Genomic DNA, 22,489 nt, shown 5'->3' with positions numbered 1-22,489 from the left:
CTGCCCCGCAACCGCATTCACGAGCGGCCCGTCACGCCATGCGGCGCAGCACCGTGTCGCGCAGAATGAAATGATGGCGCAGCGCCGCGACGATGTGCAGGATCACCAGCGCGGCGAAGGCGAGGCCCAGTATCTCATGCCCCTCATGCGAGATACCGACGATGGCGTCGGTCTTGGCCAGGCCGAATTTGGGGATGGGGAACAGGCCGAACCAGTTGAGCGGCCGGTCGCCGGGCGACACCATGATCCAGCCCGACAGCGGCACCAGCACCATCAGCGCATAGAAGGCGATATGGGTGACCTTCGCCACCAGCCTTTCCCAGCCGGGCATTTCGGCGGGCAGCGCCGGGGCGGGATGGGTCAGCCGCCAGCCGAGCCGCGCCAGCGCGAGCGCGAGGATGGTGATGCCCGTCGCCTTGTGCAGCGGCATCACCGGAAACATCTTGCCCAGCCCATCGTGGAAAATGCCGCCGACAAGGTTGCCGATAATCAGGATCGCCATGATCCAGTGGAGCGCGCGGGCGACGCCATGATAGCGCAGGCTGGTCTCGGCGGTGATGCTCATCGGTCTGCCTTCCCCTTCAGTTCAACCATGCCCGGATCGCGGGATGCGCCGGATCATATCGAATGTAGAAACGACAGCGAAACATTTTTCCACCCCTGGACAAAAGGGGGATGGCGCAGGGTTCAGCCGCGCGGGCCGACATCTCCCTGCCCGACGGTCGCGCTCGCCATTTCCAGCATCCTGTCGAGGCTCTTTTTCGCGCCGAGACGCAGCGTTTCGTCCATCTCGATGCGCGGTTGCAGGTCGCGCAGCGCCAGATAGAGTTTTTCCATCGTGTTGAGCGCCATATAGGGGCAGACATTGCAGTTGCAGTTGCCGTCCGCGCCGGGCGCGCCGATGAAGGTCTTTTCGGGCACCGCCTTTTCCATCTGGTGGATGATATGCGGTTCGGTGGCGACGATCAGCGTGTCGCCCGGCATCGTCTTGGAAAATTCGAGGATGCCGCTGGTTGAACCCACATAATCGGCATGGTCGACGATATAGGGCGGGCATTCCGGGTGGGCGGCGACCGGCGCATCGGGGTGCAGCGCCTTGAGCTTGAGCAATTCCGTCTCGCTGAACGCTTCATGCACGATGCACACGCCCGGCCACAGCAGCATGTCGCGGCCGAGCTTGCGCTTGAGATAGCCGCCCAGATGCTTGTCGGGGCCGAAGATGATCTTCTGGTCCTTCGGGATCTGCGCCAGAATCTTTTCGGCCGATGACGAGGTGACGATGATGTCGGACAGCGCCTTCACCTCCGCCGAACAGTTGATGTAGCTGAGCGCAATATGATCGGGATGAGCTTGGCGGAACGCCTTGAACTGGGCGGGCGGACAGGAGTCCTCAAGGCTGCAACCCGCGTCCATGTCGGGCAGGACGACGATCTTTTCGGGGGAGAGAATCTTGGCGGTTTCGGCCATGAAGCGCACGCCGCAAAAGGCGATGACGTCGGCGTCGGTTTCCGCCGCTTTGCGCGAGAGCTCCAGGCTGTCGCCGACGAAATCGGACAGGTCCTGAATTTCGGGCTTCTGGTAATAATGGCCAAGGATGACGGCGTTGCGTTCCTTGCGCAGGCGGTCGATCTCCGCGCGCAGGTCGATGCCCTGCGGGATTCCGGTGATGGCGTTCATGTCCCTGTCTCCTTGGTCCTTGTCGCGGCGACCTAGCGCCCCTGCTTGCTGTTGGCCAGCACCTGATTGATCGGCGTGGTCACGTCCCAGCGATCCCGGTTCGGGTCGCCCCGTTCGGGCGGGAAGGTGACGATGACGCGCGCGTCGCCATGACCGGCGGCGGCGAGCGGCGCGGCCATCAGCCTTGCGAGCGCGCGCCGCCCGTTTTCGCGCGCCTGCGCCATGCGTTCGGGTGACCGGGCGGTGGCGGCGGCGCGGTCGCGGGCATGGATGGACGCCTTGCGGTTGAGTTCCTCGGCCGCCCGGCGCGTGACGATGAGGCCGCCGGTGCGGACGAGCGTGCGGCGGCTTTCGTCGATATTGGGCGCGGCGGGGCGAACATCGGGGGCGTTGACGATGAGCGTGCGGCCAGCGGCGTCCCATTGCAGGTCGGCGGCGGCGATGCGCCCGGCATTGACGAAATAATCGACGGTGAAGGGCATTTTCACGACCTGATCCGACCGCAGCAGACCCATGCCGCGTATGTCTTGCGCCGTCGCCTGGATCGTGCCGGAAAGCTGCGAGACTTTGAGGTCGCTCATGCCGTCCAGCCGGTCGGCGATGACCTTCGTCACGGCCGAGCCATCCTCCTCCACGGTCACGTCATAATCGCGTTGCCAGCGTTGCCAGCCGAGCAACATCGCGCCGCCGACGATCAGCACCAGCAATGCGGCCGCGACCGGGCCGCCATAGCGGTTCAGCCAAGCCGCCATCGGCCATCGTCCAGAGGTTGCGCCACGCCCCGCCCGCGCAGGTCGAGCAGATGGGCGAGCACGGAGCGTCCGGCCGCGCCATGGAGGCGCGGGTCGACGCCGCGATACATCTCCACCACCATGTCGGGGATCATCGAAGCGCCGTTGCGTTCGAGGAAGCGCAAAATCTGTCCCTCGCGCTGCTTGCGGTGGCCCATCATGCCGCGCACGAGACGGCGGGGATTGTCGATGGGGTCGCCATGGGCGGCGTAATACACCCTGTCCTCCTCCCGCTCCAGCAGCTTGCCCATCGACGCCATATAGGCGGTCATGTCGCCATCGGGCGGGGAAATGACGCTGGTCGACCAGCCCATGACATGATCGCCGGTGAAGAGCGCGCCTTCCTGTTCCAGCGCGAAGCAGAGATGGTTGGAGGTGTGGCCGGGCGTCGCCACCGCCGACAGGCTCCATCCCTCGCCCGCAACCATGCCGCAATCGGCCAGCACGTCGTCGGGGCGATAATCCGCGTCGAAGGCGGCGTCGGCGCGGGGACCGTCATCGTCCAGCGTCAGCGGCGCACAGCCGATCACCGGCGCGCCGGTCAGCGCGGCGAGCGGGGCTGCGGCGGGGCTGTGGTCGCGATGGGTGTGGGTACACAGGATCGCCGCGACGCGCCGGCCCGCGATGGCGGCGACGAGCGCGTCGATATGGGCGTCGTCATCCGGGCCGGGATCGATCACCGCGACATCGCTGACGCCGACCAGATAGCTTTGCGTGCCGGTGTAGGTGAAGGGCGACGGATTGGGCGCCAGCACCCGCGCAACCAGCGGCGAGCAGGGCATGAGCAGGCCGGTGGGCATGTCGGCGGGATCGGGAGGCGTTGCCATAAGTGCCATGTGCCCATTCATGGCGCGGATTTAAAGGGCCGGTTGGGTGGCGCGGCCCCGTGCTCGTCGCTTTCATGGGGATGACATAACGATCCTCCAGGCCTTACACCCGTAACCAACGCACGATAGCCCAGTGGAGCGACGGATGGCGCAACCTCTTGCCGATTGCCAGGGTCTGTCCGCATCGCAGGCGCGCGAGCGGCTGGAGCGGGACGGGCCGAACGAACTGGCGCGCGGCGACCGGCGGACGCCGCTGCGGATCGCGATGGAGGTGGTCGAGGAGCCGATGCTGGCGATGCTGCTGGCGGCGGGGGGCGTCTATCTGCTGCTGGGCGACAGGACCGAGGCGCTGATGCTGATCCTGTTCGCTGGCCTGTCGGTCGCGATCAGCATCGTGCAGGAGGCGCGTACCGAAAATGTGCTGGAGGCGCTGCGCGACCTGTCGGCGCCGCGCGCGCTGGTGATCCGCGACGGCGAGACGATCCGCATAGCGGGGCGGGAGGTGGTGGCGGGCGACATCATCCTGCTGGAACAGGGCGACCGGGTGGCCGCCGACGCGCTGTTGATCGAGGCGCGCAACATGGAGGCGGACGAATCGCTGCTGACCGGCGAGTCCGTGCCGGTCGGCAAGCGCGCCGCCGGGCCGGACGACAGCGCCGATGGCGAGCCGGGCGGCGACGATCTGCCCCATATCTTTTCGGGATCGCTGGTGACGCGGGGCAACGGCGTCGCCCGCGTGACCGCCACCGGCCATCGCAGCAGGATCGGCCGGATCGGCCTGTCGCTCGCGGCGCTGGAGACGGAAACGCCGCGACTGCAACGCGAAACGTCGCGGATCGTGGCGATCTGCGCGGCGGGCGGGATCAGCGTCGCGTTGGCCGTGGTGGGGCTGTACGGGCTGACGCGCGGCGACTGGCTGAATGCGGTTCTGGCGGGGATCGCGACCGCCATGTCGTTGCTGCCGGAGGAATTTCCCGTCGTCCTGACGCTGTTCCTGGCGATGGGGGCGTGGCGCATCGCGCAGGTCGGCGTGCTGACCCGGCGCACCGCCGCGATCGAGACGATGGGCGCGGCGACCGTGCTGTGCACCGACAAGACGGGCACGCTGACGCAGAACCGGATGACCGTGGCCGAGCTGTGGCTGCCCGGCGACGGGCACAGCCGGGCGAGCGCGGAGGCGGGCGGTGCGAGCCACCAGACCCTGATCGAAACATCCATGCTGGCGAGCGCGCCGGTGCCGGTGGACCCGATGGAGGTCGCCTTTCACGACGCGGCGCGCGCGGCCGGGGTGGCGGGAGCAGATGACCGCGCGCTGGTCCACAGCTATGCGCTCAGCCCGCAATTGCTGGCGATGTCCAATGTCTGGCAATCGGGCGACGGCGCGCCTTTGACGGTCGCCGCCAAGGGCGCGCCAGAGGCCATCGCCCGGCTGTGCCGACTGGAGGGCGCGGACCGGGCGGCGCTGGACGAAGCCGCGACGGCCATGGCGGCGCGCGGGATGCGCGTTCTGGGCGTCGCGTCGGCGCGGGCGGGCGAAGCGGATCTGGACAAGGCGCAGGACGGCCATGACTTTGCGCTGATCGGCCTCATCGGCCTCGCCGACCCCTTGCGCGCGGGGGTGGCGGACGCGGTGGCGCAATGCCGTTCGGCGGGCATCCGCGTGGTGATGATTACCGGCGATTATGCCGCGACCGCCCGCGCCATCGCCAGCGAAGCGGGCATAGCCGATGGCGCGATGATGACCGGCGCGCAGGTGGAGGCGCTGTCCGACGCCGAGCTTGCCCAGCGGGTGGCGGACGTGACCGTCTTCGCGCGGACCATGCCCGAACAGAAATTGCGGATCGTAACGGCCCTGAAGGCCGCGGGCGAGGTGGTGGCGATGACCGGCGACGGCGTCAACGATGCGCCCGCGCTGAAAGCCGCGCATATCGGCGTCGCCATGGGCAGGCGCGGCACCGATGTCGCGCGCGAGGCGTCCGCCATCGTGCTGGTCGAGGATGATTTCGGCGCCATCGTCGCCTCCATCCGCGTCGGTCGGCGCATTTACGACAATATCCGCAAGGCGCTAGGCTTCATCATCGGCGTGCATGTGCCGATCGGCGGGCTGGCGATCCTGCCGCTGCTGCTGGGGATGCCGGTGCTGTTGGGGCCGTTGCAGATCGCCCTGCTGGAAATGGTGATCGACCCCGTGTGCGCGCTGGTGTTCGAGGCGGAGCGGGAGGAGGCGCGGCTGATGCAGCGGCCGCCGCGCGACCCCCGGCAAAGATTGTTCGACCCCACGCTGATCGCCCGCGCGCTGGCGCAGGGGACCATGGCGTTCGCCGCGATCAGCGCGCTGTATCTGGGCGCGCGCGAATATGGGATGGCGCCCGATACGCTGCGCACGCTCAGCTTCTTTGCGCTGGTCGCCGCGATACTGGCGCTGGTGCTGGCGGACCGGTCGTTCGACACGTCGCTGCGCCAGGCGCTGACGCGGCGCAATGTCGCCTTCCGCTATGTGCTGGGGTTGGTCGCGGCTGGATCGGTCGCGATCCTGACGCTGGCGCCGGTGCAGCGGGTGCTCAGGTTCACGTCGCTGGGCGCGGCCGAGCTGGCGCTGGTGGCGGCGACGGGGATCGTCCTGCTGATCGCGTTCGAGCTGACCAAGGCGGGACGGCGGATGCGCGGATGAGGCGCGCGGAAGACGGGCATGGAAAAGGCCGCCCGGACGAAAGACCCGTCCGGGCGGTAAGGGAGTCCGGGTGGCCCGCCCCGCGGCGCCATGATCCGGTGCGATGGTCTGGTCCGGCCTGTTCCGGGCTTTTCCATCGGGCGGGCATGATCGCGCCCGCCGGACAGAAAGGGTAACAAAAGCAATGTTTTACGGGGAATATTGGCCGTACTCCGACCTCCATGCCCCGTGCCCGGCGTTCAAGACCGGCACTGTTATCGGTCCCCGAGCCCCCACCCCCGGCAGGCGCCTTCCCCCTCTTCCGGGGGAAAGGGACTTGTCTGTTGCAACGCGCGCCCCGTGCGCGGCGATCAAACCGCGTGTGGGATGGCAAGGGGGCTATCATGGGCCGGGGGCTGTAGGGCAGCGGGAAATGCGCCGCCCCATTTCCTTGCCCGCCAACCTCCCCTAATCTGTGCCGATGGCGCATGACCTGATCGAAGCATGGCGAAAGCATCTGGCGCTCGACCGGCGGCGGTCGGCGCATACGGTGCGCGCCTATATGGCGGGGGCGGAGCGGCTGGTGGCGTTTTTGTCCGATCATCACGGGCAGGCGGTGGACGCGGCGCTGCTGGCGCGGGTGGATCAGGCGGACCTGCGCGCCTTCCTGGCCATGCGGCGGATGGAGGGCATCGGCAATGCGTCGGCGGCGCGGGAATTGTCGGCGGTGCGCGGCTTCCTGCGCTTTGCCGGCGGCGAGGAGGCGCGCGTGCCCGCGATGAAGGGACCACGGGTGAAGCGCGGCCTGCCCCGGCCCGTTTCCCCCGACGAGGCGGTGGCGCTGGCGCAGGAAATCGCCGAGGGCGCGCGCGAACCATGGGTGGGGGCGCGCGACTGGGCGGTGCTGCTGCTGCTATACGGCGCGGGGTTGCGCATCGGCGAGGCGATGGCGCTGACCGGCGCGGCGCTGCCGCTGGGCGAGACGCTGCGGGTGACGGGCAAGCGCGGCAAGACGCGGATCGTGCCGTTGCTGCCGCAGGTGCGGGACGCCATCGACGCCTATGTCGCCGCCTGTCCCCATGGCATGACGGTCGACGCGCCGCTGTTCCGTGGGGTGCGCGGCGGGCCGCTGTCGCCCGCGCTCATCCGCCGGGCGGTGCAGGGCGCGCGCGGGCGGCTGGGCCTGTCGGCGCGGGCGACGCCCCATGCGCTGCGCCACAGTTTCGCGACGCACCTGCTGGGCCGGGGCGCTGACCTGCGGTCGCTCCAGGAATTGCTGGGCCATGCCAGCCTGTCGTCGACGCAAATCTATACGCAGGTCGACGCCGCGCACCTGATGGACGTGTATCGCAACGCGCATCCAAGGGCGTGAGGTGCGTCACTGGCGGGTGACATTTCGATAGCATGGATCGGTTGATCAGGCCGGTTTTTCTGTTAGCCAAAAACCATGTTTGGCAATTCCCATTTTGATCGTGTCCGGCAGCTATTCGCCGATCAATTTGAACCCGATCGTGATGATTTCTTGTATCGAAAGAGCATGAAAGGCCGGGCAGTTCGCGTCAGCCGGGCGGAACGCGATGCCTTTGTCGCCGATTTCAAAAAAAGACTGCGTTACGTCACTTGGTCGATCATCCCATTGACCTTGATCCTCATCGGGGCGCTCGCCTGGCTTATGCCCGACAGCGATGGGATGCAGGCGAAATCAGCGACTTATATTGGTGTCGCCCTGATATTGCTGCCCTTTTTCATCGGCTATTATTGGGCTTGGAACGCGCCTGCCCGGGCGCTGGAACGTCGCCCGGAAGAGGGCGCCGCGCGATCCCGCGACGAGGTCCGGCACCTGATGTTTTCCAGAATGACTTATGGCCAGTTGGGCTTTGCCGCCCTTGGCGGGGTGTTTCTTGCATGGAAGGCGTCCGGCGATACCGACATAACCCGTGGATGGGGCATTTTGTGGCTCATCTTCGCGGGGGCCTTGATTGCTGTCGCAGCCGTTCAGGCCTTTCGCAAATGGCGTTCCGAACGGCAATGAAAATAGAGCAAACCATCTCCCTTGCTTACCCCTGCCCCCTGGGCCGCCAGGTCGCCAGGCGGTAGAGATAGGCGATGGCAGCGATCGCCACCGTGGCGGTCGCCAGCGGGCCGATCCATGTGTCGATGTCGCGGAAATTATAGCCAAGGACATAGCCTGCGCCCGCGAGGATGATGTTCCAGATGAGCGCGCCCGCCATGGTCCACAGGAGGAAGGGGATATGGCCCATGCGAAACAGCCCGGCGGGCAGCGAGATCATGGTGCGGAACACCGGCATGAAGCGGAACACGAACACGGCGATCTGGCCATAGCGCATGAAGATGCGGTCCAGCGCCTCGACATCGCGCCATTCCATCGTCAGCCAGCGGCCGAAACGGTCGACCAGCGGGCGCAGCCGTTCGAACCCCAGCAGCCGACCGACCAGATACCAGGCATAATTGCCCAGCGTCGTGCCCAAAGTCCCCGCCAGCAACAGCAGGCCCATGTCCATCCGCCCCTGTCCCACGCGGATGCCGCCAATGCCCATGATGAGTTCCGACGGGATGGGCGGGAACAGGTTTTCGAGCACCATCAGGGCGAATATGCCCCAATAGCCGCCCGCGTCGATCAACCGCAGCACCCAGTCAGTCACGGGCGCCTTCCTTCGTTCAGGCCGCCGCTCGCGCCGCCAGCCGGGCGTCGATGGCGTCCCAGATCATGGCGCCGGTGTCGGACCCGTTGAAGGCGTCGATGGAGACGATGCCGGTGGGCGAGGTGACGTTGATTTCGGTCAGCCACTGGCCGCCGATGACGTCGATGCCGACAAACAGAAGCCCGCGCGCCTTGAGCTCCGGCCCCAGCGCGGCGCAGATTAACTGTTCGGTTTGCGTCAGTTCGGTCTTGGCCGCCGATCCGCCCACCGCCAGGTTGGACCGGATTTCGCCCGCGCCGGGAATGCGGTTGACCGCGCCCGCGACTTCGCCGTCGACCAGCACGATGCGCTTGTCGCCCTGGGCGACGCCGGGGATGAAGGCCTGAACCATGAAGGGTTCGACCCACGACGCCTTGAACAGTTCCACCAGCGCCGAGAGATTCGCGCCGGACGGCCCGATATGAAAGACGGCGTTGCCCGCATTGCCATAGAGCGGCTTCACGACGATCTCGCCATGTTCGGTAAGGAAGCTCTTCACTTCGGCGAGGTCGCGGGTGATCATCGTCGGCGGCATGAAGCGGGCATAATCGAGCACGAACAGCTTTTCCGGCGCGTTGCGGACCGAAGCCGGGTCGTTCACCACCAATGTTTCGGCCTGCACCCGTTCGAGCAGATGGGTGGCGGTGATGTAGCTCAAATCAAAGGGCGGATCCTGCCGCATCCACACGACATCGACGTCGCGGCCAAGGTCGAGCATTTCGGGCTCGCCGAAGACATAATGGTCGCCCGCGACCTTCTGCACCCGCACCGGATGCGCCTTCGCCAGCACGCGGCCGTCGCGATAGGTGAGGTCGGGGGCGAGGAAATGATAGAGTATATGGCCCCGCGCGGCGGCGGCCAGCATGATGTGAAAGGTCGAATCCCCGGCGATGTTGATGCCGTCCATCGGGTCCATCTGGACAGCGACGGTGAGCGGGTTGAGAGCGGTCATGGCGATCCTTCATTCCTGCGCGCGGGCAAGGGGCGGCATCACCCCCCGTGCCAGACGTTGGTCAGATGGCGTGGCGGACGGCCCGGCGCAAGGAGGATGACGTCGATTTGCATGTCGTCGCCCGGCTTTGCGAAGTCGTGGAACAGGATTTCGGCGCTGGCGGCCACCCGCGCCAGCCGCCGTGCGTCGATCGCGAGGTCAAGCTCCGCCTGGGTGGCGCGCGCCTTCACCTCGACAAAGGCGATGATCGCGCCGCGCCGGGCGACGATGTCGACCTCCCCCGCCGCCGTCCGCATCCGGCGGCCGATGATCCGCCAGCCCTTGAGCCGCAGCCACCATCCGGCGATGCGTTCGGCCTGACGGCCGCGCCGTTCGGCCGCCTCTCTTTTCACCCCTTGAGTTCCATGGCGCGGGCGTAGAGCGCGCGGCGATCAAGGCCCAGTTTCTTCGCCACCTCCCCCGCCGCTTTCGACACCGGCAGGCGGGTCAGCGCCTCGCGCAAAGCGGCGTCGGCGTCCTCCTCGCTCGCCGGGGGCGCTTCGCCGGGCGGGCCGACGATGACGACGATCTCGCCCCTGGGCGGGGCATCGGCATAGCGGGCGGCAAGATCGGTGAGCGTGCCGGTCACCGTTTCCTCGAACGCCTTGCTGATTTCCCGGCACACCGCCGCGTCGCGGTCGCCCAGGTGCGCGGCCATGGCGGACAGGCTTTCCGACAGGCGCGGGCCGCTTTCGTAAAAGACCAGGGTCGCGCGCAGCCCGGCGACTTCATCCAGCGCATCGCCGCGCGCCTTCGCCTTCGACGGCAGGAAGCCCATGAACAGGAAACGGTCGGTCGGCAGGCCCGACAGGGTGAGCGCGGCGATGGCGGCGCTCGGCCCCGGCAGGGTGGTGACGGCGCGCCCGGCGATGCGGGCGTCGCGCACCAGCTTGTAGCCCGGATCGGAAATGAGCGGCGTGCCCGCGTCGGAGAGCAGCGCCACCGATTCGGCCGCCATCCGCTCGATCAGGCGGGCGCGCAGCGTGTCGCTGCTATGGTCGTGATAGGGGATCATCGGCCGGTCGGACCCGGCATGGCGCAGCAAACGGGCGCTGACCCGCGTATCTTCGACCGCGATCACGTCCGCCGCCCGCAAAATCGCCGCCGCGCGCGGGGTGAGGTCAGCAAGGTTGCCGATGGGCCCCGCGACAATGTAAAGGCCGGGTTCGAGCCTTGAGCCAAGTGTTTCCATAAGGACGCCAGATGACAGAGACGGATGCCCCCCGGCAAGCGGCCATGTTCGCTTCATGGAAGCGCGGCGCGCGATTGGCCTTTGCCGCAGCGACGCTGCTGGTCGCTGCCTGCCAGTCGATCGTGCCCAAGGGCGAAGGCCCGACCGGCCCGGTCGGCCCCGCGCCGCCGACCGGGCCGGACGTAACGCAGGGATTGCCCACCGATACCGAGCGGCACCGCGTCGCGCTGCTGGCGCCGATGAGCGGCGCCAATGCGGGCGTCGGCCAATCCATCGCCAACGCGACCACGCTGGCGCTGCTGGATACGAAGGCCGACAAGGTCCGCATCACCACCTATGACACCAATCTGGGCGCGGTGGCGGCGGTGAACAAGGCGCTGGCCGACGGCAACAAGCTGATCCTTGGCCCCCTGCTGGCCGAGGATGTGCGCGCCGTTGCGCCCATTGCGGTGCGCGCGGGCGTGCCGGTGGTCAGCTTTTCCAACGACGCCGCCGTCGCCGGCAATGGCGTGTTCCTGATGGGTTACAGCCCCGCCCAGTCGATCGAGCGGGTGGTGGACTTCGCCAAGGGGCGCGGCCTGTCCCGCTTCGGCGCGCTGGTGCCGCGCGGCACCTATGGCGAGCGGGCGGGCACGGCGATGCTGCGCGCGGTCGAGCAGGCGGGCGGCACGGTGGTGGCGATGCAGACATTCGACCGCAGCGCCGGATCAATCGCAGCGGCAGTGAAGAAATTGCAGGCGTCGTCCAGCTATGACGCGCTGCTGATCGCCGACAGCGGCCGGGTGGCGATGCAGGTCGCGCCGGTGGTGCGGGCCAATGGCGGGGCGAACGCCCAGATATTGGGCACCGAATTGTGGAACACCGAAAACGCCATCGCGGCCAGCCCGGTGCTGCGCGGGGCGTGGTTCGCCAGCGTGTCCGACGCCTTTTACCGCCAGCTCGCGACCAAATATCGCGCCCGTTATGGCAGCGACCCCTATCGCCTGTCGTCGCTGGGCTATGACGCGGTGCTGCTGACCGTGCGGATCGCGCGCGACTGGAAGCCGGGCACCCCCTTCCCGATGGCGCGGCTGCGCGATGCGGGCGGCTTTGCCGGGATCGACGGCGCATTCCGTTTCGGCCGCAACGGCGTCGCCGAACGCGCGCTGGAGGTGCAGCAGGTGGGGCCGGGCAATTTCAGCGTGATCGACGCCGCGCCCAAGAGCTTCGCGGACTAGGGCGACTTTACCCGCCCGGTCGGCAGGATGAGGGGGCCGCCCTCCCCCTGTTCGATGCGGGCGGTGACGCCATAGACAGCGGCGAGCCGGTCGGCGGTCAGCACCGCCATCGGCGGGCCGTCCGCGATCAATCGCCCCTGATCCAGCAGCAGCAGCCGGTCGCACCGGCGCGCCGCCATGGCGAGATCGTGCAGCACCGCGACGACCAGCGCGCCGCCATGCGCCTGCGCCGCGAGCAGCGCCATCACGTCGATCTGATGGCCGGGGTCCAGCGCGGCCAGCGGTTCATCGACGATCAGCGCGGGCGCGCCCACCGCCAGCGCACGGGCGAGCATGACGCGGGCGCGTTCACCGCCCGACAGTTCGGTGGCGATCCGGTCGCGCAGGGGCAGCACATCGGCGCGCGCCATCGCCTGTTCGACGATGGCGGCGTCCTCCACCGACAGGCGCGAATAGGGGCCAAGGTGCGGCAGGCGGCCAAGCGCCACCAGCCGTTCGACCGACAGCGGCCAGTGCAGCACCTGCCCCTGCGGCAGATAGGCGATGCGGCGGGCGATGGCGCGGCGGTCAAGCTGCGCCAGCGGCTGGCCGTCGATGCGCACCTGCCCCGAGTCGGCGCGTGCCAACCCCAGCAGCGCGCGGATCAGCGTTGATTTGCCCGCGCCGTTGGGGCCGATGATGCCGACAAGCTGGCCCGGCGCGAGCGACAGGTCGACCCCCGACAGGGCGGGATGACGGCCGAGCCGCACCGACAGGCCATGGCAGGCGATGGTCACCATAGCCGCCGCTCCCGCATCAGGTGGACGAGGAACACCGGCACGCCGAGCAGCGCGGTGACCACGCCCAGTTTCAGTTCGCTGGTGGTGGGGATCAGCCGCACGCCGATATCGGCGCAGGTGAGCAGCGCCGCGCCGCCGATCAGCGAGGGGAGCAGGACGGCGGAGGGCGAACGGTCGGTAAAGGGACGGACGAGGTGCGGCACGATCAGGCCGACAAAACCAATGGCCCCCGACACCGCCACCGCGCCGCCGACTCCGATGGCGACGCCGAGCAACAGCAGCAGTCGCGCGCGGGAGAGGTCGACGCCCAGCGCCTGCGCCCCCTCTTCGCCCAAGGTCAGCGCGTCGAGCGCGCGGCCGTCCGCCAGCAGCAGCGCCGCGCCGACGAGGATGCAGGGCGCGGCGAGCAGGATATGGGTGACGCTGCGATTTTCGACCGACCCCAATAGCCAGCTCATGATCTCCATCGCAGCGAAGGGATTGGGCGAGAGGTTGAGCGCCAGGCTGATCCCCGCCCCCGCCATGGTGGCGACGGCGATCCCGGCGAGGATGAGGGTCAGCGGGCTTTCTGACCCTCCCGCGAGCAGGAAGAGCAGGCCGAGCGCGACCAGCGCGGTCAGGATGGCGAGCGCGGGCAGCGCGGCGGGGTGCCAGGCGGACAGGCCGAAATAAAGCGCGGCGACCGCGCCCAGCGCAGCGGCGTTGGACGCGCCCAGCACCGATGGTTCGGCGAGCGGATTGCGCAGATAGCCTTGCAGGGCCGCGCCAGAGAGCGCCAGCATCGCGCCGACCATCGCGCCCACGATCAGGCGCGGCAGGCGCAGGTCGATGACGATGGCGGCGGCCACCCTGTCGCCATGCCCGAGCAGCGCGGCCCAGACGCGCGCGGGCGACAGCGGCACCGCGCCCAGCGCCAGCGACGCCATCGCCGCCAGCGCAAGCAGCAGGCACAGCGTTGGGATCAGCAGGCGGTGGCGCGCGCGGCTCATGGCTTGCGCCCCGCGTTGCGGGCATTAAGGGCAGGGTGATGATGATGATGCGACGCTTGATATGGGCGCTGGCCGCCCTGCCCCTGATCGCCGCCGCGCCTGCGCCAAAGGGTGCGCCGCGCCGGATCGTGTCGGTCAACCTGTGCGCCGACCAATATCTGATGGCGCTGGCCGATCCGGGGCAGATCGCGGCATTGAGCCCCAATGCGCGCGACCCGGACCTGTCGGCCGGGGCGGCGAAGGCGCGCCGTTTCGCCATCATCCGCAAGCCGGGCGAGCAGGTGCTGGCGATGAAGCCCGACCTCGTCATCGGCTTTCCCGATGGCGCAGGCGGCATCGTCGGCGCGCCGCGGGGGGACTGGCGCACATTGGGCGTCGCCAATGCCGAAAGCTGGGGCGCGATCATCGAGCAGATTCGCGCCGTGGCCGCCGCCATCGGCCATCGCGACCGGGGCGAGGCGATGATCGCGGCGATGGAGCGCGACCTCGCCAGCCTGCCGCGCGTGGGCAAGGCGGGCGTCGCCGCCTATTATCAGCGGCGCGGCTATATGACCGGCACCGGCACGCTGGTCGATGAACTGATGGGCCGGGCGGGCCTCACCAACCTCGCCGCGATCATGGGCAGGCCCGCGCTGGCGCAGACGCCGCTGGAGGAGATGGTGGCGCGGCGGCCCGACTGGCTGATCGTCGAAAGCGCCACGGACAAGGTGGTCGATCAGGGCACTGAAATGCTGCACCACCCCGCGCTGCGCGCCATCCCGCGCCTGCGCCTGCCGCAGGCGTGGACGGTGTGCGGCGGCCCCAGCTATGTGACCGCCGCACGCAGCCTGATCGCGCAGATCAACGCCCGTCGCGCAGCAAAGCGCGCGGGACGCTGATCGCGCGGCGATCATGCCTGTGCCCGATCAGAAACGGGCACGCACGCCGCCATAGGCCGACCGGCCATAGGTGCCATATCCATAGGCGGTGACGTAATCGGCATCGAAGAGATTGTCGACGCGGCCGAAGACTTCCCAATGGTCGGTGACGGGGAAGGACGCCCGCACCCCGGCCAGCGCATAACCATCGAGGCGGCGGCTGTTGGCGGCATTGTCGTAACTGTCGCCGACCATAGTCAGCGTCGCGCCGGTCGACAGGCCGAACGCCCATTCATAATCGACGGAGGCGCTGACCGCATCGGCGGCGCGGCGGGCCAGGCGGTTGCCAAGATTGGCCGACCCCGCCGAGCGATCGCGCGCGTCGACATGGCTGTAGCTGGCGGTCAGCGTCAGCGCGTCGACCGGGCGCAGGGTGAGCGTCGCTTCCACGCCCTTCGCCCTTGTGCGGTCGATATTGCCATAGGTGAAGGTCGCATTGTCATAGTTGATCTGGTCGCGCGTGTCCCGGCGGAACCAGGTGACCGACAATTGCGCCGCGCCGCCCAGCGCCGACTGGTCGAGGCCGATGTCATAGCTTTTCGAGCGTTCGGGCTGCAAATCCGCATTGCCGCTCCATTTGTCGTATAGCTGGTAGAGCGAGGGCGCCTTGTATCCTTCGCCATAGGACAGGCGGATGTTGGTCGCGCCGCCATTGGGCGTGTAATTGGCGTTGGCGCCCAGCGTCGTCGCGCCGCCGAACTGGCTGTGGTCGCCATGGCGCACGCCGCCGCTCAGCGACAGGCCCGCGAGCGGCTTGACGATGGCGAGGGCGTAGACGCTGTCGAGATTGGCCTTCGCCGCCGCCGTATCGCCGAAGCCGAAGAAATCATAGTCCGGCCGTTCATGTTCATAGCCGAAGACCAGCTTGGCCGCGTCGACGGGGGCATAGACGCCCTGATATTCGAAGCGCCAGTTTTCACCGGTATAGCCATAATCCGGGTCGCCGCCGCGCGCGAAATAATAGTCGCGGGTGGCGCGCAGGAAGGTGACGGCGGCGCGGCTGGTGAAGCGGCCGTCGAGCAGCGAGAGGTTGAGGCCGGCATAGCCGATATATTGGTCGGCGATGCTGACGTCCGCGCTGTCGGCGGGCGCGCCGAAGAAGCTGTCATAATCAAGGTCGGCGTGGATATAATAGCCGCGCAGGTCGAGGCTGAGCGCGTCGGAGAAGGCGATTTTCGCCCGGCCGTTGAGCGTCAGATTTTCATAACCGTCCTTTTCGGTCGCGCCGAAAGCGCGCGCGGCCGAGGAGATGCCGTCGGTCGAGAACCAGGCCGCGCCGATGCCGCCGGTGACAGCGCCCTTGCCGCCGGAAATGTCGGCCTTCGCATTCCATGTGTCGCTATAGCCATATTCGGCCGATGCGTTGGCGGCGAAACCGTCGGTCGGCGTCTGCGTCATCACGTTGACGACGCCGCCGATGGCCTGGCTGCCGTGAACGATCGAGTTGGAGCCGCGCAGCACTTCGATGCGGTGGATATTGCCGACCAGCAGATTGCCAAAGTCGAAACCGTCGCCAATGCCGCTAGGGTCGTTGACCTTCACCCCGTCGATCAGCACGAGGGTCTGCGTCGTTTCCGCGCCGCGCAACGATACGCCGGTGACAGCGCCGGTGGTGCCGTTGCGGCTCCAGCGCACGCCGGGCGTGGTGGCGAGCAGGTCCACCACGGTGACGTCCTGACGAATGCGGATGGTGTCGGCGTCGATGACGGTGATGGCCTGGCCGACCTCGTCACGATGCTGTGCGATGCCGGCGGCGGTGACGATGATGTCGTCATCCTGTGCCAGCGCGGGCGTGGCGGCGATGAGCGCGGCCAGCGATAGGGCGGTTTTCAACATGCTTTTTCAGTCCTTCGGCGTCCGAGCGAGGGAGGACCGGGGACCAACCGCCTTTGCGGGCGGCGCCGTCGCGGCGAAGGACGGACGCACAGCGTCCACCGCCCGATGGCGTTGCGGCTCCCGGCCGCAAACGTCGCTCAGACGGAGAACCGTGCCTCGGCCAATCCCTGAACCGGGGCAAGAGCGACCTGCGCCGGCAGGTCTCCTGGCTTGCGGGTCGCCACGCGATGCACCAGCCTTCCCAGACCATGAAGGTCCAGTGGCCGGGGCGATCTCCTCAACGGAAAAGGCCCCATCGTGCATCGCGCTATCCGCTTACAGTTGCAGGGACAGCCACGGATTTGGACGCGCCATGGCGTCCGCACCGCATTCCCTCTTGCGGCCCCCTCGCGGGGGCGCCGGCGCGATCTTGCGCGGACGCCCTTAGGGGATATGGGCGGGGACGGCAAGCCGTGCCGGAAGCGCGATCAGATCTTATCGATCAACGGGCCGCGCACGGCAGGCGCGGCGTCGAGGATGGCGGCGAGCATGGCGGTGTCGACGAGGCACACGTCACGCGGTTCGCCGCCGCCCTGATAGACCGCCTGCACCCGGTCGAGCGGCAGGCCCGATCCATCAAGCGTCGCCTGCACGATGGCGCCGGGGATTTTATAGGTGCCGCCCTTGCGGTTCTGCGGCGCGGGGTCGGTGTCGACGGACAGCAGCAAAGCGCCCATCTGCTGGCGCTGAAGCGCGGCAAGATCATCGGGCAGCAGGGCCGGATCGGGCAACAGGCCGGTGCGATAAAGATCGTTGCAGGCCGCCCAGTTTTGATCCTTGCGCAGCGCCCGGCCGATTTTGAGCCGCAGCCTTTGCAGGGCGAGCAGATGGTCGCCGCCCAGTTCATGGGCCATCAGGACATAACGGTCGCGCAGCAACCGGTCCATCACCCTGGCGTAGCTGTCGGTGAAATTGCCCGAGCTGTCCTGCATCCGCCAGTTTGTGGACAATATCCGTTGCAGCCCGCCATGGTCGCGCGCAAATTCGTCATAGGCCATGGCGCTGCCCAGACTTTTGACGAGCACATCGCCAATGTCGGCTTTCATCTGCGGCGTGTCGACGGCTTCGGCCAGTGACGCGGGTGAGGACGCATCCCCGGACGGCCCCGCCATCCGCCCGATGGCCGACAGCAACTGCACGACGACGATGGCGATGAATATCCAGGTATAGGAACGGATCGGCTTTTGCCCGCGCGCGTCCCACAGGGCGACGCGGTGCCAGTCGAGTTGCTGTTCCAGTTCGGGATAGTCGCGGCGGATGATGCCGAGCAACTCGTCGATCTTGCGCCCCTCCCACCACAGCGCGCGCGACTGGCCGGTGCGGGTGGGTTTGCGAAGCTGCTTCCACGCGCCGTGCAATTGGTGATCCTTGCGCTCGACGGCGGTGCGGAAATCGCGGGCGGCAAGGCGCTGGTTGACATAGTCGACAGCCGGGGGCGTATCGACCAGACCCGCCCGCGCCCGCCAGCCAAAGGCGTCGGCGGCGGGGGCCAGCAGCGGGTCGGACCGGGGCCAGCCATGCGCCAATATGTCCGCGATCCAGATTTCGCCGCGCGCCTGCTGGTCGATGTCGCCGCCGCGCACATCGGCGATGACGGCGGCCAGCGCCGCCTGCGCCTGTTCCTCCTCCTCCGCCGTCATCAGTTGTTCGCGGTCATCATCCTCCCCGCGCGGGAAGAGCAGGGCGTGGAGCGCGCGGTCCGCCCGCGCCTCTTCAGCGGCGAGGCCATGGCGGGCGACATACCAGCCGCCCGCCTTGTCCGCGCAGGCCAGAAGATCGGCCGGATCGGGCAGCGGCAGGACATCGCCGGGCGCATCGGCGGCGGGGCGAACATCGGGCGCGAGCGCCGCCGGGTGCAGCGCCCCGTCGGGCGGCGACAGGCTGAGCGCCGGATCGCCTGTTCCCGCCAGCGCGCCGGTCCAGCCAAAGCCCGTCTGCGGCACAGGAATCGCGACCTGCTCGCCCTCCGGCGCGGCGGGCGCGGCTTCATCGGCAGGTTCCGGATCGAGCGTCCCCTCGGCCGCCAGTTGCAACGCCAGGTCGCGGGCGTCGCGCAGGTCGGCGAAGCCGTCGCGGTCGGCGTCGACATCCATGGCGCGCAGCCGCGCGGCATAGGCCCGGCGGATGGCGCTGGCGTCGGCCGTGGGGTCAATGCCCAGCAGACGCCAGGCGGCCGTGGGCGTCACAGCCAGCGGTCCCGGTCGATGAGGTCCAGCCCTTCGCGCAGGTCGACCCGCGCCTGCGATATGATGCGGCCGTCCTGGCTTTCCAGTGCGCCCTCGAAATCGGTGATCATCGCGCCGATGCGGGCGCGATCATCGCCGATATGCGCTTCATAGGCGCGCCGGGCGCGGGCGAGCAGGGCGACATTTTCCGCCTCTTCGCGCGGGTGGAATTTCAGTTTCGCCAGTTCCGCCCGGCGCGCCGCGATCTCCTTGTCCGAAGGGCCGTCGCTTTCGTCGAGGATGACGAGATTGCGGGTGACGCCGGTTTCGCCGACCGTCACGTCAACCTCCAGCAGGCCCGAACTGTCATAGCTGAACCGGCAGTCGACCGACACATGGCCCGCCGGGCGCGGCGGCACCGGCACCTTGATCGAGCCGAGGCGGACATTGGAGACGACCTCGCGCGCTTCGCCCTGATAGATGCCGAATTCGATGAAGCTCTGATTGTCGGCGATGGTGGTGTAGTTGGCGACGCGGCTGACGGGAATGGCGGTGTTGCGGTCGATGATCGGCGAAAACAGGCCATGGCGAAAATGGCCGCCCCGGTCGCGCTCGGACGTGTCGACGCCCAGGGTAAAGGGGCAGACATCGGTCAGGCGGATTTCATCAAGACCCGCGTTGCGTTCGATCAGCCCCGCCTGCACCGCCGCGCCCAAGGCCACGGCATGGTCGGGATGGACGGTGGTGTCGGGGAAGCGGCCGAACATGCGGGTGATGGCGCGGCGAACGACCGGCATCCGCGTCGCGCCGCCGACCAGCACGATCTCGCTGAGCGACTGGACGGCGATGCGGCTGTCGCGGAGCGAACGCAGCACCGGCTCGCGCAGCCGGTCAATCAGCGGTTCGGCGGCGGCTTCAAACGCGGCGGCGTCGACGGGCGCGCTGACCCGAACGCCGTTCAGCACCAGCGCGAAATCGGTCTGCGCCGCATCGGTCAGACGGCGGCGCGCCTGTTCGGCCGCCGCCAGAAGCTGCGCCTCCAGCACATCGGGGGCGACGCCTTCCAGCGCGGCGGCCGGCTGCAATTGCGGCCGCACCAGCGCGACCAGGCACTGGTTGAAATCGTCGCCGCCCAGCACATTGTCGCCCGCCGAGGCGCGCACCTCGATAATGCCGTCGAACATTTCGACAATCGACACGTCGAACGTGCCGCCGCCCAGATCGAACACCAGGAACGGCTCGCGATCCTGCCGGTCGTGGACGCCAAAAGCGAGCGCGGCGGCGGTCGGCTCGTTGATCAGGCGGCGGACGTTGAAACCCGCCAGTTCGCCCGCGCGCCGGGTCGCCTTGCGCTGGCGGTCGTTGAAATAGGCGGGGACGGTGATAACCGCGTCGGTCACCGCCTCGCCCGCGAACGCCTCGACATCGGCCTTCAGCGATTTGAGCACCAGCGCCGAGAGATCCTCCGCCGAATATTCGCGCTTGTGGAGGCGCACGGTGCGCTGCGTGCCCATATAGCGTTTGAAGCTGGACACGCTGTCCTGCGGATGGGTCGCCTGCCGGTCGCGCGCCGCCTGGCCCACCAGCACATGGCCGGTCGCATCGACGCTGACGGCCGAGGGGGTCAGGACATCGCCGAGCGCATTGGGCACCAGTTGCGCCATATCGTTCCGCCATAGCGCAACCGCGCTGTTGGTGGTGCCAAGGTCAATACCGACAATCATTCAACCCCCAAGGTTCCAGCGCTCCCAATCCCCGCGCCCAAAATCCCGGCGCCCCGTCGCACGCCTGTAACCGGCAGGCAGTTACATGTTGCAAGGCGATAGCCTGTCCCTATTGATGAGTGAAATGATTCGCTTCGAAAATGTCAGCAAGATTTACGATGGTCATGGCCATCAGAATCTGGTGCTCAACAATCTGAACTTCACCATCGGTCCGCGCGACCGGCTGGGCATTTGCGGATCGAACGGCGCAGGCAAATCCACGCTGATCCGCATGATCGCGGGCGTCGACAACCCGACGTCGGGGCGGGTCATCCGCAACATGACGACATCCTGGCCGCTGGGTTACGCCAGCGCCTTTCAATCCAGCCTGACGGGCGCGGACAATTGCCGGTTCATCGCCCGCATCTATGGCAAGGACATTGCGAAGCTGACGAAGTTCGTCGAGGATTTCTGCGAACTCGGCCCCTATTTCCGGCAGCCTGTGCACACCTATTCATCGGGCATGGGCGCGCGCTTTTCCTTCGGCATATCTTTGGCCATCGAGTTCGACTGCTACCTGATCGACGAAGTGACCGCGACGGGCGACGAGCGGTTCCGCAAGAAGATCGAAGCGGTGATGGACGAACGCAAGAGCAAGGGCGCGCTGGTGATGGTGAGCCACGTTCCCCAGACATTGCGGGCGCATTGCGACAAGGGCGCCGTGCTGTTCAACGGCGCGCTGCAATTTTTCGATACGATCGACGAGGCCATCGACGTCCACAATTATTATCAGCGGACGGTGAAGTCCGACCGGGCCGTCGTCGACATCCATCACTGACCGTTGCGATCGGGCCATTGTCGCCAGCCCCTGACAGGGACATGCCAGAATATGCGATCCTTCATCAACCGATTGAAAAGCCCCACCCAGCCATTGGTGCAACAGGTTCCGCCGACGCTGACCCGGGAAGAGGTTGTCGACAGCTATCTGGGCTATCTGGGCCGGGCGCCTGAAAATGACGCGGTGGTGGCGGCCCATATCGACCTGTATCGCACCCCGGAGCGATTTGCGGCCGCACTGGCCGATTCCAGCGAACATCGCGATCGCATGGCGGCGCTGGTCCACCATGGCCGCCCGACCTTCACCATCGAAGAGATTGGCGGGATCGCCGCCGCGTTCGCCGCCGGGGACCGGACGACCCATGCGGGCAAGATCCTGCGCATTCCCGACTGGTTCGATTGCCGATTGAACCCGGACAGTCCCGCCTATGCCGGGCAGATGATGCGATTATGGTCGGCGATCACAGGCCGGGCGCAATATGATCCGACCGTCGATGAGGATACGCCCGAAGTCGTCCATCACGACTTCATCTATCGCCCCGCCTTCTACAGCACTGGCGACGCCGCACTGGCGGGCGCCCACCTGATGGCGATCGGCCATATCCTGGTGCGCAGCAACCTGCCCAAAAACGGCCGTGTGCTGGAATATGGCGCGGGCTTTGGCCAGACCTCCTTCGCCTTTGCGCGGACCGGAGCGAAGGTGGATGTCGTCGACATCAACAAGGCCTTTGTCGACGGGGTCAACAAGGCGTCGGCATTTTTTCGCACCGACCTGACATCGCATCTGGGCCTGTTCGGCGCCAACCCCGCCGGCGAACCCAACGCCTACGACCTGATCCTGTTCTACGAAAGCTTCCATCATTGCTGGAACGCCGCAGACCTGATCGAGCAGATGAAGGGCCTGTTGAAACCGGGCGGATGCGTGATCCTGGCGGGTGAGCCGATTTCGCGCGTCAACATGCCTGAAATCCCCTTCCCCTGGGGTTTCCGGCTGGACTGGGAAAATATCTCCATCATGCGCCTGCGCGGTTGGATGGAACTGGGTTTTCAGGAAGCCTATCTGTTCCATCTGTTTGATCGGGCCGGGTTCAGGGCGGAATTTTTTCCCGATCCCAACGCCCATTGGGCGCAGGTCTATCGCTTTACCCTGGTCTGACGGATCGGCGGACGCCCCGGC

General features: G+C 67.5%; 20 protein-coding genes and 1 riboswitch. Of the genes, 7 read left to right on the top strand and 13 right to left on the bottom strand.

From position 1 onward, the window contains the following. Positions 1 to 31 precede the first annotated feature (31 nt). The 4 genes from GGR44_RS10705 to GGR44_RS10690 all read right to left on the bottom strand — a co-directional run bounded on the left by GGR44_RS10705 (position 32) and on the right by GGR44_RS10690 (position 3,295). A complete protein-coding gene (locus GGR44_RS10705; RefSeq protein ID WP_183955565.1) occupies positions 32 to 565 on the bottom strand; it encodes a cytochrome b in 534 nt (177 codons plus the stop codon). Positions 566 to 687: 122 nt separating this feature from the next. Continuing rightward, positions 688 to 1,677, bottom strand: a complete 990-nt coding sequence (gene nadA / locus GGR44_RS10700; RefSeq protein ID WP_183955564.1) for a quinolinate synthase NadA — start codon at positions 1,675 to 1,677, stop codon at positions 688 to 690. Between the two features lie 32 nt (positions 1,678 to 1,709). Then, positions 1,710 to 2,429, bottom strand: a complete 720-nt coding sequence (locus GGR44_RS10695; protein ID WP_183955563.1) for a DUF4230 domain-containing protein — start codon at positions 2,427 to 2,429, stop codon at positions 1,710 to 1,712. Continuing rightward, positions 2,414 to 3,295 carry an MBL fold metallo-hydrolase gene (locus GGR44_RS10690; RefSeq protein ID WP_183955562.1) on the bottom strand — a complete coding sequence of 294 codons (882 nt, stop codon included), beginning with the start codon at positions 3,293 to 3,295 and terminating at the stop codon, positions 2,414 to 2,416. Before GGR44_RS10690 ends, GGR44_RS10695 begins: the two co-directional genes overlap by 16 nt. 145 nt (positions 3,296 to 3,440) lie before the next feature. Here GGR44_RS10690 and GGR44_RS10685 point away from each other — a divergent pair, with 145 nt between their 5' ends. The 3 genes from GGR44_RS10685 to GGR44_RS10675 all read left to right on the top strand — a co-directional run bounded on the left by GGR44_RS10685 (position 3,441) and on the right by GGR44_RS10675 (position 7,977). Beyond that, entirely contained in the window at positions 3,441 to 5,966 is a 2,526-nt protein-coding gene (locus tag GGR44_RS10685) for a cation-translocating P-type ATPase (RefSeq protein ID WP_183955561.1), read from the top strand. Positions 5,967 to 6,426: 460 nt separating this feature from the next. Continuing rightward, positions 6,427 to 7,317: a tyrosine recombinase XerC gene (locus GGR44_RS10680; protein WP_183955560.1), complete on the top strand. Its 891-nt coding sequence runs from the start codon at positions 6,427 to 6,429 to the stop codon at positions 7,315 to 7,317. 75 nt (positions 7,318 to 7,392) lie between these two features. Beyond that, on the top strand, positions 7,393 to 7,977 hold the full coding sequence (locus GGR44_RS10675) for an MFS transporter (protein WP_183955559.1): 585 nt from the start codon (positions 7,393 to 7,395) through the stop codon (positions 7,975 to 7,977). Positions 7,978 to 8,002: 25 nt separating this feature from the next. On the opposite strand, the gene GGR44_RS10670 is transcribed toward GGR44_RS10675, so the two are convergent. Genes GGR44_RS10670 through rsmI form a run of 4 tightly spaced genes read right to left on the bottom strand, consistent with a single transcriptional unit; the run spans position 8,003 to position 10,830 of the window. After that, on the bottom strand, positions 8,003 to 8,608 hold the full coding sequence (locus GGR44_RS10670; RefSeq protein WP_183955558.1) for a VTT domain-containing protein: 606 nt from the start codon (positions 8,606 to 8,608) through the stop codon (positions 8,003 to 8,005). 16 nt (positions 8,609 to 8,624) lie between these two features. Further along, positions 8,625 to 9,599, bottom strand: coding sequence for a glutathione synthase (gene gshB / locus GGR44_RS10665; protein ID WP_183955557.1), 975 nt, complete (start codon positions 9,597 to 9,599; stop codon positions 8,625 to 8,627). Between the two features lie 38 nt (positions 9,600 to 9,637). Continuing rightward, on the bottom strand, positions 9,638 to 9,991 hold the full coding sequence (locus GGR44_RS10660; protein WP_183955556.1) for a YraN family protein: 354 nt from the start codon (positions 9,989 to 9,991) through the stop codon (positions 9,638 to 9,640). Then, a complete protein-coding gene (gene rsmI, locus GGR44_RS10655; RefSeq protein ID WP_183955555.1) occupies positions 9,988 to 10,830 on the bottom strand; it encodes a 16S rRNA (cytidine(1402)-2'-O)-methyltransferase in 843 nt (280 codons plus the stop codon). The genes GGR44_RS10660 and rsmI overlap by 4 nt, the downstream gene beginning before the upstream one ends. Positions 10,831 to 10,841: 11 nt before the next feature. Here rsmI and GGR44_RS10650 point away from each other — a divergent pair, with 11 nt between their 5' ends. Beyond that, a complete protein-coding gene (locus GGR44_RS10650) occupies positions 10,842 to 12,047 on the top strand; it encodes a penicillin-binding protein activator (RefSeq protein ID WP_425511312.1) in 1,206 nt (401 codons plus the stop codon). On the opposite strand, the gene GGR44_RS10645 is transcribed toward GGR44_RS10650, so the two are convergent. Next, entirely contained in the window at positions 12,044 to 12,826 is a 783-nt protein-coding gene (locus tag GGR44_RS10645) for an ABC transporter ATP-binding protein (protein ID WP_183955554.1), read from the bottom strand. The two genes, GGR44_RS10650 and GGR44_RS10645, sit on opposite strands and share 4 nt — an antisense overlap. Further along, positions 12,820 to 13,815 carry a FecCD family ABC transporter permease gene (locus tag GGR44_RS10640; RefSeq protein WP_183955553.1) on the bottom strand — a complete coding sequence of 332 codons (996 nt, stop codon included), beginning with the start codon at positions 13,813 to 13,815 and terminating at the stop codon, positions 12,820 to 12,822. Before GGR44_RS10640 ends, GGR44_RS10645 begins: the two co-directional genes overlap by 7 nt. 44 nt (positions 13,816 to 13,859) lie before the next feature. Here GGR44_RS10640 and GGR44_RS10635 point away from each other — a divergent pair, with 44 nt between their 5' ends. After that, positions 13,860 to 14,693, top strand: a complete 834-nt coding sequence (locus GGR44_RS10635) for an ABC transporter substrate-binding protein (protein WP_183955628.1) — start codon at positions 13,860 to 13,862, stop codon at positions 14,691 to 14,693. Positions 14,694 to 14,720: 27 nt separating this feature from the next. Here GGR44_RS10635 and GGR44_RS10630 read toward each other — a convergent pair whose 3' ends face one another. From GGR44_RS10630 to GGR44_RS10620, 3 genes are all read right to left on the bottom strand, one after another. Beyond that, the gene (locus GGR44_RS10630; protein WP_183955552.1) at positions 14,721 to 16,568 is read right to left on the bottom strand and encodes a TonB-dependent receptor plug domain-containing protein; all 1,848 of its coding nucleotides are present in this window, start codon (positions 16,566 to 16,568) and stop codon (positions 14,721 to 14,723) included. 178 nt (positions 16,569 to 16,746) lie between these two features. Beyond that, positions 16,747 to 16,986, bottom strand: a riboswitch (cobalamin riboswitch). Positions 16,987 to 17,035: 49 nt separating this feature from the next. Then, a complete protein-coding gene (locus tag GGR44_RS10625) occupies positions 17,036 to 18,793 on the bottom strand; it encodes a hypothetical protein (RefSeq protein WP_183955551.1) in 1,758 nt (585 codons plus the stop codon). Further along, the gene (locus GGR44_RS10620) at positions 18,790 to 20,496 is read right to left on the bottom strand and encodes an Hsp70 family protein (RefSeq protein WP_183955550.1); all 1,707 of its coding nucleotides are present in this window, start codon (positions 20,494 to 20,496) and stop codon (positions 18,790 to 18,792) included. Before GGR44_RS10620 ends, GGR44_RS10625 begins: the two co-directional genes overlap by 4 nt. A 124-nt stretch (positions 20,497 to 20,620) precedes the next feature. Here GGR44_RS10620 and GGR44_RS10615 point away from each other — a divergent pair, with 124 nt between their 5' ends. Then, positions 20,621 to 21,313: an ABC transporter ATP-binding protein gene (locus GGR44_RS10615; RefSeq protein WP_183955627.1), complete on the top strand. Its 693-nt coding sequence runs from the start codon at positions 20,621 to 20,623 to the stop codon at positions 21,311 to 21,313. A gap of 51 nt (positions 21,314 to 21,364) precedes the next feature. Next, positions 21,365 to 22,468 (top strand): class I SAM-dependent methyltransferase, encoded by a 1,104-nt coding sequence (locus GGR44_RS10610; protein WP_183955549.1) that lies wholly within the window; start codon positions 21,365 to 21,367, stop codon positions 22,466 to 22,468. Positions 22,469 to 22,489 lie beyond the last annotated feature (21 nt).

This window comes from Sphingobium fontiphilum (assembly GCF_014196635.1).
Taxonomy (GTDB): Bacteria; Pseudomonadota; Alphaproteobacteria; order Sphingomonadales; family Sphingomonadaceae; genus Sphingobium; species Sphingobium fontiphilum.
Note: the sequence above shows the minus strand (reverse complement) of the source record. Positions and strands in the feature narration are given on the sequence as shown.

Bases quoted from the DNA above. Each gene is read 5' to 3' on its own strand.
- GGR44_RS10705 (WP_183955565.1), bottom strand. From the start codon at position 565: ATGAGCATCACCGCCGAGACCAGCCTGCGCTATCATGGCGTCGCCCGC.
- nadA (WP_183955564.1), bottom strand. From the start codon at position 1,677: ATGAACGCCATCACCGGAATCCCGCAGGGCATCGACCTGCGCGCGGAG.
- GGR44_RS10695 (WP_183955563.1), bottom strand. From the start codon at position 2,429: ATGGCGGCTTGGCTGAACCGCTATGGCGGCCCGGTCGCGGCCGCATTG.
- GGR44_RS10690 (WP_183955562.1), bottom strand. From the start codon at position 3,295: ATGGCAACGCCTCCCGATCCCGCCGACATGCCCACCGGCCTGCTCATG.
- GGR44_RS10685 (WP_183955561.1), top strand. From the start codon at position 3,441: ATGGCGCAACCTCTTGCCGATTGCCAGGGTCTGTCCGCATCGCAGGCG.
- GGR44_RS10680 (WP_183955560.1), top strand. From the start codon at position 6,427: ATGGCGCATGACCTGATCGAAGCATGGCGAAAGCATCTGGCGCTCGAC.
- GGR44_RS10675 (WP_183955559.1), top strand. From the start codon at position 7,393: ATGTTTGGCAATTCCCATTTTGATCGTGTCCGGCAGCTATTCGCCGAT.
- gshB (WP_183955557.1), bottom strand. From the start codon at position 9,599: ATGACCGCTCTCAACCCGCTCACCGTCGCTGTCCAGATGGACCCGATG.
- rsmI (WP_183955555.1), bottom strand. From the start codon at position 10,830: ATGGAAACACTTGGCTCAAGGCTCGAACCCGGCCTTTACATTGTCGCG.
- GGR44_RS10650 (WP_425511312.1), top strand. From the start codon at position 10,842: ATGACAGAGACGGATGCCCCCCGGCAAGCGGCCATGTTCGCTTCATGG.
- GGR44_RS10645 (WP_183955554.1), bottom strand. From the start codon at position 12,826: ATGGTGACCATCGCCTGCCATGGCCTGTCGGTGCGGCTCGGCCGTCAT.
- GGR44_RS10640 (WP_183955553.1), bottom strand. From the start codon at position 13,815: ATGAGCCGCGCGCGCCACCGCCTGCTGATCCCAACGCTGTGCCTGCTG.
- GGR44_RS10635 (WP_183955628.1), top strand. From the start codon at position 13,860: ATGATGCGACGCTTGATATGGGCGCTGGCCGCCCTGCCCCTGATCGCC.
- GGR44_RS10630 (WP_183955552.1), bottom strand. From the start codon at position 16,568: ATGTTGAAAACCGCCCTATCGCTGGCCGCGCTCATCGCCGCCACGCCC.
- GGR44_RS10620 (WP_183955550.1), bottom strand. From the start codon at position 20,496: ATGATTGTCGGTATTGACCTTGGCACCACCAACAGCGCGGTTGCGCTA.
- GGR44_RS10615 (WP_183955627.1), top strand. From the start codon at position 20,621: ATGATTCGCTTCGAAAATGTCAGCAAGATTTACGATGGTCATGGCCAT.
- GGR44_RS10610 (WP_183955549.1), top strand. From the start codon at position 21,365: ATGCGATCCTTCATCAACCGATTGAAAAGCCCCACCCAGCCATTGGTG.